Consider the following 14,404-nt stretch of genomic DNA (forward strand, 5'->3'; position numbering starts at 1 on the left):
CGGAAACCCCCCTTCCGTCCGCGCCGACGCCTGACCCGACTACGCAAGCCGCTTGCGCTTCTTGCGCTATTCTTGCGCTCATGACGCGACGACTTGCGGAAGTGGCGAAGAAGGTAGGGGTCAGCGAGGCCACGGTCAGCCGGGTGCTCAACGGCAAGCCCGGAGTCTCCGAAGCCACCCGGCAGGCGGTGCTGTCCGCCCTCGACGTCCTTGGCTATGAGCGTCCCACCCAGCTGCGCGGCGAACGCGCCCGCCTCGTCGGCCTGGTCCTGCCGGAGCTGCAGAACCCGATCTTCCCGGCCTTCGCCGAGGTCATCGGGGGCGCGCTCGCCCAGCTCGGGCTCACCCCGGTGCTGTGCACCCAGACCAAGGGCGGGGTCTCGGAGGCGGACTACGTGGAGCTGCTGCTCCAGCAGCAGGTCTCCGGTGTGGTCTTCGCCGGCGGCCTGTACGCGCAGGCGGACGCGCCGCACGACCACTACCGGCTGCTCGCCGACCGCAACATCCCGGTGGTGCTGGTCAACGCGGCCATCGAGCACCTCGGCTTCCCCGGGGTGTCCTGCGACGACGCCGTCGCCGTCGAGCAGGCCTGGCGGCACCTCGCCTCCCTCGGCCACGAGCGCATCGGCCTGGTCCTCGGCCCCGGCGACCACGTCCCCTCGGCGCGCAAACTGGCCGCGGCGCGCGCCCTCGCCGGCGACCTGCCCGACGAGTTCGTCGCCCGGGCCATCTTCTCCCTCGAAGGCGGTCACGCGGCCGCCTCCCGGCTGATCGACCGGGGTGTCACCGGCATCATCTGCGCCAGCGACCCCCTCGCCCTGGGCGCCGTCCGCGCCGCCCGCCGCAAGGGACTCGACGTCCCCGGTCGGATCTCGGTCGTCGGCTACGACGACTCGGCCTTCATGAACTGCACCGAACCCCCGCTGACCACCGTCCGCCAGCCCATCGAGGCCATGGGCCGGGCGGCCGTGGAGCTGCTGAACGCCCAGATCGCCGGCACCGCCGTACCTGCCGAGGAGTTGCTGTTCGAGCCCGAGCTGGTGGTCCGCGGCTCCACCGCGCAAGCTCCGCGCGACTGAGGGCGGGGGCGGGAGCCGGCCGACGCCGGGGCGGGATCCAGTAGATCCAATGGACTGTCGAACAATTTCAGATTCTGCGCGACATCTTGCGTCACGATGTCGTCGGTGCTTGAGTGTGCGGCGCCCACCGCTCCTGCCTTGAGGGGTCCACCGATGAGAAGCACCGGGTTCCGCCGTACCTTCGCCACGATCGGCGTCTGTTCCTCCCTCGCCCTCGCCACAGCCGCCTGCGGGTCGGGCGACGACGGCACGGCGAGCGGCAAGACCCGCATCACCGTCAACTGCGAGCCGCCCCGCAGCGCCAAGGTGGACCGGAGGTTCTTCGAGCAGGACATCGCCTCGTTCGAGAAGCGGAACCCGGACATCGACGTCGTCGCGCACGACGCCTTCCCCTGCCAGGACCCCAAGACCTTCGACGCCAAGCTCGCCGGCGGGCAGATGGAGGACGTCTTCTACACGTACTTCACCGACGCCCGGCACGTGGTCGACATCAACCAGGCCGCCGACCTCACCCCGTACCTGAGGGAACTGAAGAGCTACGGCACCATCCAGAAGCAGCTGCGGGACATCTACACCGTGGACGGCAAGGTCTACGGCATACCCCGCACCGGGTACAGCATGGGGCTGCTCTACAACCGGAGGCTCTTCGAGAAGGCCGGACTCGACCCCGACAAGCCCCCGGCGACCTGGGACGAGGTCCGCGCCGACGCCAAGAGGATCGCCGCGCTCGGAGGCGGCACCGTGGGATACGCCGACTACAGCGCACAGAACCAGGGCGGCTGGCACTTCACCGCCGAGCTGTACTCACAGGGCGGCGACGTGGTCGGTGCCGACGGCAGGAAGGCCACCGTCGACACCCCGCAGGGCCGTGCCGTCCTGCAGAACCTGCACGACCTGCGGTGGACCGACGACTCCATGGGCAGCAAGCAGCTCCTCGTCATCAACGACGTGCAGCAGATGATGGGTTCGGGCAGGCTCGGCATGTACCTCTCCGCCCCCGACAACATCCCGATCCTGGTCAAGGAGAAGGGCGGCAACTACAAGGACCTCGCCCTGGCCCCCATGCCCGGCGGCCAGGGCACCCTCATCGGCGGCGACGGCTACATGTTCAACAAGAAGGACACGCCCGCCCAGATCCGCGCCGGCCTGAAGTGGCTCGACCACATGTTCCTCACCCCCGGATCCGGCTTCCTCGGCGACTACGCCCGCGCCAGGAAGAACGACGCGCCCGTGGGCCTGCCCGAGCCGCGCCTGTTCACCGGCGCCGCCGACGCCAGGGACCAGCAGGCCAAGAAGGCCAACGCCAATGTCCCGGTGGAGAACTACCGGGCCTTCCTCGCCGGCAACCAGCAACTGCGGATGAAGATCGAGCCGCCTGACGCCCAGCAGATCTACTCCGTCCTCGACGGCGTCGTCTCCGCCGTCCTCACCCAGAAGGACGCGGACATCGACCGGCTGCTGAAGGACGCGTCCGGCAAGATCGACAGCATTCTGGCCCGGAGCTGACCGCCATGACGAAGACGGCCGAGCGCCGCCCGGCCGAGCAGATCGCCGCCCACCCGGTCCAGGCGCCGCCCCCGGCAGGGGACCGGGGACGGCGCCGTCCGGCCGACCAGGCCCGCGCCTACGCCTTCCTCCTCGGCGCACTGATCTGCTTCGCGCTGTTCTCCTGGTACCCGGCGATCCGCGCGGTGGTCATCGCCTTCCAGAAGTACACGCCCGGCTCCTCGCCCCAGTGGGTCGGCACCGCCAACTTCACCCGCGTCTGGCACGACCCCGAGTTCACCGCGGCCTGGCGCAACACCCTCACCTTCACCCTGCTGGCCCTGCTGATCGGGTTCGCCGTCCCTTTCGTCCTCGCCCTGGTCCTGAACGAACTGCGGCACGCGAAGGCGTTCTTCCGGGTCGTGGTCTACCTGCCGGTGATGATCCCGCCGGTGGTCAGCGCCCTGCTGTGGAAATGGTTCTACGACCCGGGGGCCGGCCTCGCCAACGAGACGCTGCGCTCGTTGCACCTGCCCACCTCGAACTGGTCCAACGGCACCGGCACCGCACTCGTCTCCCTGGTGATCGTGGCCACCTGGGCCAACATGGGCGGCACCGTCCTCATCTACCTCGCAGCCCTGCAGTCCATCCCCGGTGAACTGTACGAAGCCGCCGAACTCGACGGCGCGAACCTGCTCCAGCGCATCCGTCACGTGACGGTCCCGCAGACCCGGTTCGTCATCCTGATGCTGATGCTCCTGCAGATCATCGCCACGATGCAGGTGTTCACCGAGCCGTTCGTCATCACGGGCGGCGGACCGGAGAACGCGACGGTCACCGTCCTCTACCTCATCTACAAGTACGCCTTCCTCTACAACGACTTCGGCGGCGCCTGCGCGCTCAGCGTCATGCTCCTCGTCCTGCTCGGCGCCTTCTCCGCCGTCTATCTGCGGCTCACCCGGTCCGAGGGGGACGCATGAGCACCCGGACGCTGATCTCCCCGGCGGCCCTCGCCCGCCCGCGCGGCAGAGCCGTCTACTGGACCGTGTTCACCGGTGTCGTCCTGCTCTTCGCGCTCGCCTTCCTCTTCCCGGTCTACTGGATGGTGACCGGTGCGATGAAGTCCCCGGACGAGGTGGCCCGGACGCCCCCGACGCTCGTACCCGAACACTGGCACCTCGGCGGCTACACCGATGCCTGGTCCCTGATGGAACTGCCGCGGCACCTGTGGAACACGGTGGTGCAGGCGGCCGGCGCCTGGGCGTTCCAGCTGGTGTTCTGCACGGCCGCCGCCTACGCCCTGTCCAGGCTCAGGCCCGCCTTCGGCAAGGTGGTCCTCGGCGGCATCCTCGCCACCCTGATGGTCCCGGCCCAGGCGCTGGTCGTCCCCAAGTACCTGACGGTCGCCGACCTCCCGCTGATCCACACCAGCCTGCTCAACGACCCCCTCGGCATCTGGCTGCCGGCGGTCGCCAACGCCTTCAACCTGTACCTGCTCAAGCGGTTCTTCGACCAGCTGCCCCGAGACGTCCTGGAGGCCGCCGAGATCGACGGCGCCGGCAGACTGCGCATCCTGTGGTCGGTCGTCCTGCCCATGTCCCGGCCTGTCCTCGGCGTGGTGTCGATCTTCGCGCTGGTCGCGGTGTGGCAGGACTTCCTGTGGCCGCTGATGGTCTTCTCCGACACCGGCAGACAGCCCATCAGCGTCGCCCTGGTCCAGCTGTCGCAGAACATCCAGCTCACCGTGCTCCTCGCCGCGATGGTGATCGCCAGCATCCCGATGGTGGCGCTGTTCCTGGTCTTCCAGCGGCACATCATCGCCGGGATCGGCGCGGGCAGCACCAAGGGCTGACGCAGCCGCCCCGTCTACAGAAAGGCACGCCCCGTGGGACAGCCCACCCATGCCCCCAAGGACCGTGACTGGTGGCGCTCGGCCGTCATCTACCAGGTGTACATCCGCAGCTTCGCCGACGGTGACGGCGACGGCACCGGCGACCTCGCGGGGGTCCGGGCGAGACTGCCGTACCTCGCCGAACTCGGCGTGGACGCCCTGTGGTTCAGCCCCTGGTACGTGTCGCCCCTGAAGGACGGCGGCTACGACGTCGCCGACTACCGCGCCATCGACCCGGCGTTCGGCACGCTCGCCGAGGCCGAGAAGCTCATCGCCGAGGCGCGCGAGCTGGGCATCCGCACGATCGTCGACATCGTGCCCAACCACGTCTCCGACCAGCACCCCTGGTTCCGGGCCGCCCTCGCGGCTCAGCCCGGCAGCCCGGAGCGCGAGCTGTTCCACTTCCGGCCCGGACGCGGCACGCACGGCGAACTCCCGCCCAACGACTGGCCCTCGCAGTTCGTCGGCTCCACCGAACCGGTGTGGACCCGGCTGCCCGACGGCGACTGGTACCTGCACCTGTTCACCCCCGAGCAGCCCGACCTCAACTGGGCCCACCCGGCCGTCCGCCAGGAACACGAGGACATCCTGCAGTTCTGGTTCGAGCGCGGCGTCGCCGGCGTCCGCATCGACTCCGCGGCCCTGCTCGCCAAGGACCCGGGCCTGCCCGACCTCGCCACGCACCCGGACCCGCACCCCTTCGTCGACCGCGACGAACTCCACGGCATCTACCGCTCCTGGCGGTCCCTCGCCGACGCCTACGACGGCGTGTTCGTCGGCGAGGTCTGGCTCCCCGACGCCGAGCGCTTCGCCCGCTACCTGCGCCCCGACGAACTCCACACCGCCTTCAACTTCGCCTTCCTGTCGTGCCCCTGGGACGCCGGACGGCTGCGCACCTCCATCGACACCACCCTCGCCGAGCACGCCCCCGTCGGCGCCCCGGCCACCTGGGTGCTGTGCAACCACGACGTGACGCGTACGGTCACCCGCTACGGCCGCGAGGACACCGGCTTCGACTTCGCCACCAAGGCCTTCGGCACCCCGTCGGACCGGGTGCTCGGCACCCGCCGGGCCCGGGCCGCGGCGCTGCTGTCGCTGGCGCTGCCCGGGGCGGTGTACCTGTACCAGGGGGAGGAGCTGGGGCTGCCGGAGGCCGAGATCCCGGCGGACCGCATCCAGGACCCGATGTACCACCGGTCGGGCGGTGCCGACCCGGGCCGCGACGGCTGCCGGGTGCCGCTGCCCTGGGCGGCCGACGCGCCGCACGCGGGATTCGGTTCGCGCGAGGAGCCGTGGCTGCCGCAGCCGGTCGGCTGGACGTCGTACGCAGTCGACCTCCAGCAGCAGGACCCGCGCTCCGTGCTCGCCCTCTACCGCAAGGCGATCGCCACCCGCCCGGTCTTCGGCGAGGCCCCCCTGACCTGGCTGTCCGCCCCCGAGGGCGTGCTCGCCTTCTCCCGTGCGCAGGGCACGCGGTGCGTCGTGAACCTCGCCGCCGCCCCCGCCGAACTGCCCGCACACTCCCGGCTCCTGCTCAGCAGCGGCCCGCTGGACGACGCGGGCCGGCTGCCGCAGGACACGGCGGCCTGGCTGCGCGCCTGAGCCGCACCCGCACCACTTGCCATCCCCTGCACCCCCACCACGAAGGGATCAGGCACATGTACACCAGCACCCCTGAACATGTCAGGCGCATGCCAGCCGTTGGGGCGGTGGTCGCCCTCGCCGCCGGGATGCTCGTCGCCGTGGCCCCCACCGCCCACGCGGCCGCCGGCGCCTCGCTCCCCTTCACCTCGGCCGAGGCCGAGTCGGCGAGCACCACCGGCACGAGGATCGGACCCGACTACACCCAGGGCACCCTGGCCTCCGAGGCCTCCGGACGGCAGGCCGTACGGCTCACCTCGGGGCAGCGGGTGGAGTTCACCGTGCCGCGCGCGTCCAACGCGGTGAACGTCGCCTACAGCGTCCCGGACGGCCAGTCCGGCTCGCTCGCCGTCTACGTCAACGGCACCAGGCTCGCCCAGTCGCTCCCGGTGACCTCCACGTACTCCTACATCGACACCGGCTGGATCCCCGGCGCGAAGACCCACCACTTCTTCGACGACGCCCGGCTGCTGCTCGGGCAGAACGTCCAGGCCGGCGACAGGATCGCCTTCGAGTCGACGGGCACCCAGGTGACCGTCGACGTAGCCGACTTCGAGCAGGTCGCGGGGGCCGCCTCCCAGCCCGCCGGATCGGTGTCGGTCGTGTCCAAGGGCGCCGACCCCAGCGGGAACGGCGACTCCACCCGGGCCTTCCGGGACGCCATCGCGGCGGCCCAGGGCGGCGTGGTGTGGATTCCGCCCGGCGACTACCGGATCACCTCCTCGCTCAGCGGTGTGCAGAACGTGACCCTGCAGGGCGCGGGCAGCTGGTACTCGGTCGTACACGCCTCCCGGTTCGTCGACCAGTCCAGTTCCTCGGGCAACGTGCACCTCAAGGACTTCGCGGTCATGGGCGAGGTCACCGAGCGCGTCGACTCCAGCCCGGACAACTTCGTCAACGGCTCCCTCGGCCCGAACTCGTCCGTCTCCGGCATGTGGATCCAGCACATGAAGGTCGGGCTGTGGCTGATGGGCAACAACGACAACCTGGTGGTCGAGAACAACCGCATCCTCGACACCACCGCCGACGGCCTCAACCTCAACGGCTCCGCCAAGGGCGTCCGGGTCAGCAACAACTTCCTGCGCAACCAGGGCGACGACGCGCTCGCCATGTGGTCGCTGTACTCCCCGGACACCGGCTCCAGCTTCGAGAACAACACCATCTCGCAGCCCAACCTCGCCAACGGCATCGCGATCTACGGCGGCACGGACATCGCGGTCCGCAACAACCTGGTCTCCGACACCAACGCCCTCGGCAGTGGCATCGCGATCTCCAACCAGAAGTTCCTCGACCCCTTCTCCCCGCTGTCCGGCACCATCACCGTCGACGGCAACACGCTCGTGCGCACCGGCGCGATGAACCCCAACTGGAACCACCCGATGGGCGCGCTGCGCGTCGACTCCTACGACAGCGCGATCAACGCGACGGTGAACATCACCGACACGACGATCACCGACAGCCCTTACAGCGCCTTCGAGTTCGTCTCCGGCGGCGGACAGGGGTACCCGGTGCGGAACGTCAACGTGACCGGTGCGACCGTGCGGAACACGGGGACGGTCGTGGTCCAGGCCGAGGCGCAGGGCGCGGCCGCCTTCCGCAACGTCACGGCCACGGGCGTCGGCGCCGCCGGCCTCTACAACTGCCCCTACCCGGCAGGCTCCGGCTCCTTCGCGCTCACCGACGGCGGCGGCAACTCCGGCTGGTCCGGCATCTGGTCGGACTGCTCCACCTGGCCCCAGCCCGGCCAGGGCAACCCCGACCCCGACCCGAACCGCGACCTTGCCAGGGGACGCCCGGCCACCGCGACCGGCTCGCAGGACGTCTACACGCCCGGCAAGGCGGTCGACGGCGATGCGAACACGTACTGGGAATCCAGCAACAACGCCTTCCCGCAGTCCTGGACGGTCGACCTCGGCTCCGCCTACGCGGTCCGCCGTCTGGTGCTCAAGCTGCCGCCGTCCTCGGCCTGGGGCGCCCGCACCCAGACCATCACCGTGCTCGGCAGCACCGACGGCTCGGCCTACTCGACCGTGGCCGGACCCCAGGGCTACCGCTTCGACCCGGCCGACGGCAACACGGCCACCGTCCCCCTGCCCGACGGCACCAGCCTGCGCCACCTCCGCCTGACCGTCAGCGCCAACACGGGCTGGCCGGCCGGGCAGTTCAGCGAGGTGGAGGCGTATCTGACGCCCTGAGCCGGCCCCGGTGACCGAACGGCTCGCCGGTCAGGGGATCCGGGAGGCGGCGGTGCGGGCCAGCGCCAGGGTGCGGGAGCGGTCCGGTGCCGTGGGGCTCCCCGCGTCGCTGAGCACGACGAGGGTGCGTCCCACGACCACCAGGACCAGGGTTTCCCGGACGGTGAACGTGCCGGTGGTCGCGGTGACCGTGGCGTGCCACGACGCGTCCCCGATCCCCGCCGGACCGTGCGGCACCACCTGCTCGGTACCCGTCCCGCCGTCCTTCCAGCCGAGGGAGAACCCGGCGCAGCCGGAGAGCGTACGCGCCGCACGGTCCAGGTCCTGCCGTGCCTGTGTGCCGGGCAGCCGGCGCAGCACCTGCTGCAGGAACGGGCCGCTCCTGCTCTGGGCGAAGGTGACCCTGGCCTCGACGGAGCCGGGGCGGCTGCTGCGGGAGGTCTCCAGCCCGTTGAGCGAGGAGAGGCATCCGGGACGGTCGGAGCGGGTCGGCGGGTCGTTGCGCAGCACGGTCTTCACATAGCCGGCCGGTAACTGGGCCGTGGTGAGCAGTGCCGCGGACAGGGCCGCGGCGGCGGGGGAGTCCGCCGTGGCGGGAGGCTGCGTGGAGGGCGCCCGCGTCGGCTCGACGGTGTCCGACTGCTGCCGGCCGCAGGCGACGAGGGACGTGGCCGCCAGCACGGCCGCCACAGCCGGTGCGAGGACCGGCCGGCGTCGGCCGGCGGCGGACGGCAGGACGGTACTCGGTCTCACGGGTGCCTCCTCGCACGGTGGGCGGATCCGCGTACGCGACCGGTCAGCGGCCGTAGCGGGAGTAGAGGTCGCAGCGCAGGACGGAGGCGGTCAGGGCGTGTGCGTCCACCGGCCCCCTCGGGTCGCGCAGCAGGACGGCGGAGGCGGCCCGCAGCACCCTGTCGTCGAGCCCGCCGAGCAGCCCGGCCAGGTCGGCCCGGCGCACGGGGTCGGTCCACACGGTGGCTCCGCCGAGGGTCAGCGCCCGGCAGACGAGGGCGGTGTTCGCCCGCAGGGCGCCCGTGCGCTGCTCCACGGGCGGAAGCACGGGCAGTTGGTCCAGGGGGACGGTCCGGTCCGCGCCACCGGGGACGGCGGCGCCCGGTGTGCTCGGCGGGTCCGTCGGATCTGCTGTGTCCGCCCTGTCCATCCCGTTCGCACCGTCCGCTCCGTCGGTCGTCCCTTCCGTTCCGTCCGTTTCATTTGTTCCGTCCGTCCCGGTCGGCGGGTCCTTCGGGACCGCTGTGTCCGGTTCGGTCGGCGGGTGGTTCGGGTCCGCGGACACCGTCGGGCCGGACAGGTGCGCGGTCGGGCTCCCGGCCGGACCGTGCCCGTACGCCGCCCATCCGGCCCCGGAAGCGACCAGGACCGTGGCCGTGGCCAGCAGGGCCAGTTGCCGGTTCCGTTCGGCACCGTGCGGCTTCGGGAGCCGCGGCCTGCGGGCGGCCACCAGCGGCACCAGCGCGCCGCCGATGCTCGTCGCCATCCCCGCCACCCACCAGGGCGTGTCGAGGACGGCCCACCGGATGCCGGGGGCGGCCCGGGCCGCCGTCAGCCGGGCGAACAGGAACCAGCTGCCCAGCGGTACGGCCAGCAGGAGACCGGCCAGCCCGACCGCGGCCGCGCAGACGGGCCCCGACCGGGGACCCTCCACCGTGGCCCCGAGGGCACGGGCGAGAGAGGTGGTCCACAGGGCGAACAGCGCCCCGCCGGCCATGAGCACCGCTCCCAGGGCCAGGGCCTGCCCACGTGGCACGTGGGTCAGGGAGAGCGCCGTCGCCAGCCCGTCCACCGTGCCGGTGTCCCGTATCCAGTCACCCGCCGCCCGCCCGGCCAGCTGGCTGCCCAGGAACACCCCGAGACCGAGCGCGGCCCCGGCCGGCGCCGCACGCCGGGCGGACGCGTCACGGTGCCCGACGGCCACGGCCCGCCACCACGCCACGGTCACCACCCCGGCCACGATCCAGCCGGTCAGCAACCCGCCCAGTGCGTATGCCAGTTGGGTGTGACCGGGCATCAGGGCGGCCACCAGCAGGGTGAGGTCGGTGAAGACCAGGCCCGCGCCGATCCCGGTGGTGAGGCATTCGGCGGACGACAGACCCCAGGTCCGCGCCGGATCGGCGAGCACGGCCAGACGGGCCGCGGGCGCGGGGTGCGTGGCCAGCCCCAGGGGCCGTACGAGGCGTTCGGCGCGGCCCGGGGGAAGGGCCGACCCGAGATGGGCGGCGGTGGCGCCGCGGGGCGCGCGCGGATCCGCCGACGCGGCGAGGTCGGCGTCGTGCTCCCGCACCCGCAGCACGGCACGCAGGGTGAGGAACACGACCACCAGGACGATCCCCATCCGCACCAGCAGACCGACGCCCAGCAGCCCGGGGTCGCGGACCAGCGCGACCCCCATCGGCAGCGTGACCCCGAGCAGCAGGAGCCACCACGCCGTGACCGCCAGCCGCACCCGGCCCACGTCCCGCAGCCGCAGATGGGCCAGTTCATGCCGGAAGATCGCGTCCACACGGTGCTCGGGCAGGCTGAAGACATGCGAGTCGGCCACGATCCGCGGTCGGCGCGCCGTGCCCGCGGCACGCGCGCGCAGCCCGACGCGCCGGCCGCGCACCCACAGTTCCGGCCGGGGCCCCGGGCCTTCGGGCGTCACGGCGGCCAGGCGCAGCGCGAGCGGTGAGGAGTGGTCCGGCGTGGCCCGGTGGCGCCACAGATTCAGCCGCCGTCCGGCGGTCAGGCAGAGCACGGCGAGGGCGAGCAGGGCGAGCGGCCCGCACACGACCACCGCCGACTGCGTCAGCCGTACGTCGTCGACGCAGCCCGTGAACCGGTCGAGAACCTCCTGGGGCGCGGCGTCCGCCGTGGGCAGACAGGCGAGCTGGGCCTTCGGCCAGTTGGCCCGGCCCAGCACCAACCACCACCAGGTGGCGAACGAGGCGCCGGCGCCCGCCACCAGGACCAGCAGGACCAGACGGGTGGTGGTCGGCAGCGGCAGCGGGCTGGAGACCAGCGCGCGGGCCGTGTCGGGCCGCTCGACCGGGGCCGGGGCAACTGCGGTGCCGGTGGAGGAGGACGGGCCGAGGGGTCCCGGCGTGGCGCTCACGAGGGCTAGGGGGTGGCGGTCGTCGGTGCGGCGCTGGTCTCCGGCCGGGGAGTCGCCCTCGCGTCGTCGTCCCGGCCTGCGGCTGCCGCCGCGCGCGGGCCGACATCGGCATGGTGCCCGGGCTCCGGGGCCGCTGGATACGGCGATGCCGGGGCCGTTACCGACGCCGGTGGGGTTGCCGGTGCCGACGGGCCTGCCGGTGCTGGGATCGGAGCCGGAGTCGGTGCTGGGATCGAGGCCGGAGGCGGAGCTGGAGTCGGTGCCGGACCGGGGACCGGTGCCGGTGCCGGGATCGAGGCCGGTGTCGGTGTCGGTGTGGGGATCGGAGCCGGGATCGGGACCTGAGTCGGTGCCGGTGCGGAGCCCGGCGGCGGGCCGGTTGCCACGCTGCCCTGCGCTGCCGCGGCCTGACCGCTCTCGGGCGCCGTACTCCCGCGCACCACGGCCACGACTATGACCTGGGCGCAGATGTCGGACTGGGCCGCGGACAGACCGACCGCCCGGCCCTGGGCCGTGGCCCATTCGGTGAGTTCCTGGCGCGTCACCTCGGACAGTTCGGGGACGGCGGAGGTCAGCGCGGCTCGTCTGCCCTCGGCGGCGGCCCCGCGCCGGTGCTGCCACCAGCGTGTCAGCCGGGTGCCGCCCGCCCGTATGCGCCCCGAGGCGAGATCGGCGAGCACCTGCGAGACCACCGACACCAGCAGCGGCAGCAGCACCGCCGACTCGACGCCGATGCCCAGCGGATCCCCGGCCGGCCGGTGCAGGCGCTGCGGAGGGTGGGGCCGGACGAGGTACACCCGGCAGGTCTCGTCCAGCTTGTCCAGTTCGGCCGGAGCGACACGGCGGACCACGTCGCGCAGGACGTCCTGGCCCGTGCGGTGGTGCATGAGTTCCTCCTGTGCGGACGGGCCGTCGGTGCGCTCGCTCGTGGCGGTGTCCGGGCTCGATCGCGGGCGGGCTCAGTGCCGGCCGCGGCGGCCTCGGCGGATCATCACGAGGGTGACACCGGCGGCGAACACGAGGGCGGCCACGCCGGCCGCCACGATCGGTGCGGATGCTGCGGAGTCCGTGGGCCTGTCGCCTGCCCCGTCGCCTGGCCCGGGGGCGGCGGCGGAGGGGGGAGACGAGGAGGGCCCGGTCGAGGTGGAGTCGTCCGGTGTCGCCGTATCGCTCATCGGAGTGTCCTGGTGCAGACCCGGCGTAGCCGAGTTGGGGGCCGTCGCCGGGGCGGAGTCGGGTGCCGGTGTGGTCCCGGTCCCCTCGTCGACCACGGTGCAGGAGGCCTTGCCGTCCATCAGGGTCGCCGGGGCGGACGCGGCCGTGGGCTGGATCAGACCCTGCGCGACGAACTGGAGGGTGGCCGGCGCCGGCACCCCGGAGGCCAGCGAGACGCGCAGCGGGATGCGTGCGGAGTCACCCGCGGGGAGCGAACTCACGGACGGCAGCCCGGCCTCGGTGCTGAGGTATCCGCTGAGCGCGGTCTCGCCCGGTGTCAGCTTCACCGGCCGCCAGACGGACGGGCCGGCGTCGAACCACTCCACGACGACCTGGGCCGGGCTCAGCCGTGCCGCCGGCGGCGCGAGCCGGATCCCGACGGCGACGATGAAGCTGTTCGTGATGTCGGTGTCCAGTGTGTTGTGGAACGTGGCGTCCAGGGCCAGCGGGCTGCCGCCCGGCTCCACCTGCCCGGAATCCGGTGTCAGTTCGACATAGGGCGCGGCCCTGTCCGCGGCGTACGAAGGCGCTGCGGACAGGCAGGGCGGAAGCAGCAAGGCGGCGCACCACAAGAGGGTCGCGCGCAACGGTCTCAGGCGCACCGGCACCAGCTCCCCCCGCGCCCCCCGGCGCGCTTCCCGGCGTGATGCAGGAAAGTTTAAGGGACAATGCGCTTCAAAGGGCGGCTCATTCCTATTCAGTCGGAAATGAACAGAAGTGAATTTCTGTGTGCCTTGTGTCTCCGGGTGCGCGCTCAGTCTCCGGGGTCGACCACGACGTCGTAGGGAGGCGTCGACAGGGAGTGCAGGGGGGAGTCGAGTTTCTCCGTGCGGAGGATGTAGGTACCCGGGGCCAGATCCTGGATCTGCTGGTAGCGGCCCGTGAAGTCGGGCTCCGTTCCGGTCCAGTAACCGGATCCCAGGCTGTTCTTGAGGACCCAGCCGCTCGGCTGGACGATCGCCGGATACACCGGGCCGAGCGCGCTCTGCGTCAGGACGAAGGACGCTCCCGCGTGGGCGTTCGAGCCCGGTGTGCCGGAGAGCGTGAACGAGAAGTAGCGGACGTTGAACGGGGAGCCGGAGGTCAGCGCCGGACAGTTCCGCGCGGTCACGGGGCCGTCCACGGTGCCGAGTTGCAGCGGGTCGGTGAAGGTGCCACTGCCGGCGAGGCTGCCGCAGTCCAGGTCCCCGTCGCCGGTCTGCTGCTCGTCGTCACCGCTGGTGTCGTCCTCGCTCGACGTCTGCGGGGCCTCGGTGCTCGCGCTCTGCGGGGTGGAGCTCTCCTCGACGGGTTCCTCGGTCGTGGGGGTCTCCTCGGGTGCGGACGTGGTGACGTCCGGTGTCGCCGAGGGGGTGTCGGAGGCGGACCCGGAGACGTCCGCCGACGGCGACTGCGCCGTACTCGATCCGTGGTGCGAAGCACTGCCGCAACCGCCGGCGAGCAATATGACCCCGAGGGTCCACCCGCATTTTCTGATCATGGAATTCCGCCCCCTCCCGCACCGCCGGGAACGGCCCGGCGGACGTCATGTGCGCGGGATATTACAGTTCTTCGCCCCTTCGATACCGCCATATGGCGACTTCTCCGAACTGGGGTGCACTCCGGACGGTGAAGCGGCGGCGAACTCCCGGGGAAGCAGACGGCAGCGGTCCGCAACCGCTCCCGGCCCCATGTCCGGGGCCGGGAAAAAGAAGAGGCAAAAGCCGCACCAGTTTCGGTTCCTGTCGGACCCACGACTTTCACATGGGCGCCACCAGACCCTTCCCTGACGTTTGCTGCTCTTGGA

At 72.0% G+C, this 14,404-nt stretch carries 11 protein-coding genes; 6 read left to right on the forward strand and 5 right to left on the reverse strand.

What is annotated here, in order from left to right; translation table 11 throughout:
* Positions 1 to 80: 80 nt before the first annotated feature.
* The 6 genes from ACFZCP_RS16980 (at position 81) to ACFZCP_RS17005 (ending at position 8,291) form a co-directional block, all read left to right on the forward strand.
* A complete protein-coding gene (locus ACFZCP_RS16980; protein WP_362682626.1) occupies positions 81 to 1,079 on the forward strand; it encodes a LacI family DNA-binding transcriptional regulator in 999 nt (332 codons plus the stop codon).
* A gap of 153 nt (positions 1,080 to 1,232) precedes the next feature.
* The gene (locus tag ACFZCP_RS16985; RefSeq protein WP_391427789.1) at positions 1,233 to 2,585 is read left to right on the forward strand and encodes an extracellular solute-binding protein; all 1,353 of its coding nucleotides are present in this window, start codon (positions 1,233 to 1,235) and stop codon (positions 2,583 to 2,585) included.
* A gap of 5 nt (positions 2,586 to 2,590) precedes the next feature.
* Positions 2,591 to 3,544 carry a sugar ABC transporter permease gene (locus ACFZCP_RS16990; RefSeq protein WP_362682620.1) on the forward strand — a complete coding sequence of 318 codons (954 nt, stop codon included), beginning with the start codon at positions 2,591 to 2,593 and terminating at the stop codon, positions 3,542 to 3,544.
* Positions 3,541 to 4,416, forward strand: coding sequence for an ABC transporter permease subunit (locus ACFZCP_RS16995; RefSeq protein ID WP_391427790.1), 876 nt, complete (start codon positions 3,541 to 3,543; stop codon positions 4,414 to 4,416). The genes ACFZCP_RS16990 and ACFZCP_RS16995 overlap by 4 nt, the downstream gene beginning before the upstream one ends.
* A 33-nt stretch (positions 4,417 to 4,449) precedes the next feature.
* Positions 4,450 to 6,057, forward strand: coding sequence for an alpha-amylase family glycosyl hydrolase (locus tag ACFZCP_RS17000; protein ID WP_391427791.1), 1,608 nt, complete (start codon positions 4,450 to 4,452; stop codon positions 6,055 to 6,057).
* Between the two features lie 56 nt (positions 6,058 to 6,113).
* Complete coding sequence (locus ACFZCP_RS17005; RefSeq protein ID WP_391427792.1) at positions 6,114 to 8,291, forward strand: discoidin domain-containing protein; 2,178 nt, start codon at positions 6,114 to 6,116, stop codon at positions 8,289 to 8,291.
* A gap of 30 nt (positions 8,292 to 8,321) precedes the next feature.
* Here the strand turns inward: ACFZCP_RS17005 and ACFZCP_RS17010 are convergent, their stop codons facing one another.
* The 5 genes from ACFZCP_RS17010 to ACFZCP_RS17030 all read right to left on the reverse strand — a co-directional run bounded on the left by ACFZCP_RS17010 (position 8,322) and on the right by ACFZCP_RS17030 (position 14,098).
* Positions 8,322 to 9,044 (reverse strand): hypothetical protein, encoded by a 723-nt coding sequence (locus ACFZCP_RS17010; protein ID WP_391427793.1) that lies wholly within the window; start codon positions 9,042 to 9,044, stop codon positions 8,322 to 8,324.
* A 43-nt stretch (positions 9,045 to 9,087) separates the two neighbouring features.
* Positions 9,088 to 11,403, reverse strand: a complete 2,316-nt coding sequence (locus ACFZCP_RS17015) for a M48 family metalloprotease (RefSeq protein WP_391427794.1) — start codon at positions 11,401 to 11,403, stop codon at positions 9,088 to 9,090.
* A gap of 5 nt (positions 11,404 to 11,408) precedes the next feature.
* Positions 11,409 to 12,290 carry a hypothetical protein gene (locus ACFZCP_RS17020; RefSeq protein WP_391427795.1) on the reverse strand — a complete coding sequence of 294 codons (882 nt, stop codon included), beginning with the start codon at positions 12,288 to 12,290 and terminating at the stop codon, positions 11,409 to 11,411.
* Between the two features lie 72 nt (positions 12,291 to 12,362).
* On the reverse strand, positions 12,363 to 13,175 hold the full coding sequence (locus tag ACFZCP_RS17025; protein ID WP_391427796.1) for a hypothetical protein: 813 nt from the start codon (positions 13,173 to 13,175) through the stop codon (positions 12,363 to 12,365).
* A 197-nt stretch (positions 13,176 to 13,372) separates the two neighbouring features.
* On the reverse strand, positions 13,373 to 14,098 hold the full coding sequence (locus ACFZCP_RS17030; RefSeq protein ID WP_391427797.1) for a hypothetical protein: 726 nt from the start codon (positions 14,096 to 14,098) through the stop codon (positions 13,373 to 13,375).
* Positions 14,099 to 14,404: the final 306 nt, after the last annotated feature.

The sequence above is a fragment of the Streptomyces sp. NPDC007971 genome (assembly GCF_042958635.1).
Lineage (GTDB): Bacteria > Actinomycetota > Actinomycetes > Streptomycetales > Streptomycetaceae > Streptomyces.

Coding starts and splice junctions, on each gene's coding strand:
- ACFZCP_RS16980 (WP_362682626.1), top strand. CDS start 81: ATGACGCGACGACTTGCGGAAGTGGCGAAGAAGGTAGGGGTCAGCGAG.
- ACFZCP_RS16985 (WP_391427789.1), top strand. CDS start 1,233: ATGAGAAGCACCGGGTTCCGCCGTACCTTCGCCACGATCGGCGTCTGT.
- ACFZCP_RS16990 (WP_362682620.1), top strand. CDS start 2,591: ATGACGAAGACGGCCGAGCGCCGCCCGGCCGAGCAGATCGCCGCCCAC.
- ACFZCP_RS16995 (WP_391427790.1), top strand. CDS start 3,541: ATGAGCACCCGGACGCTGATCTCCCCGGCGGCCCTCGCCCGCCCGCGC.
- ACFZCP_RS17005 (WP_391427792.1), top strand. CDS start 6,114: ATGTACACCAGCACCCCTGAACATGTCAGGCGCATGCCAGCCGTTGGG.
- ACFZCP_RS17020 (WP_391427795.1), bottom strand. CDS start 12,290: ATGCACCACCGCACGGGCCAGGACGTCCTGCGCGACGTGGTCCGCCGT.
- ACFZCP_RS17030 (WP_391427797.1), bottom strand. CDS start 14,098: ATGATCAGAAAATGCGGGTGGACCCTCGGGGTCATATTGCTCGCCGGC.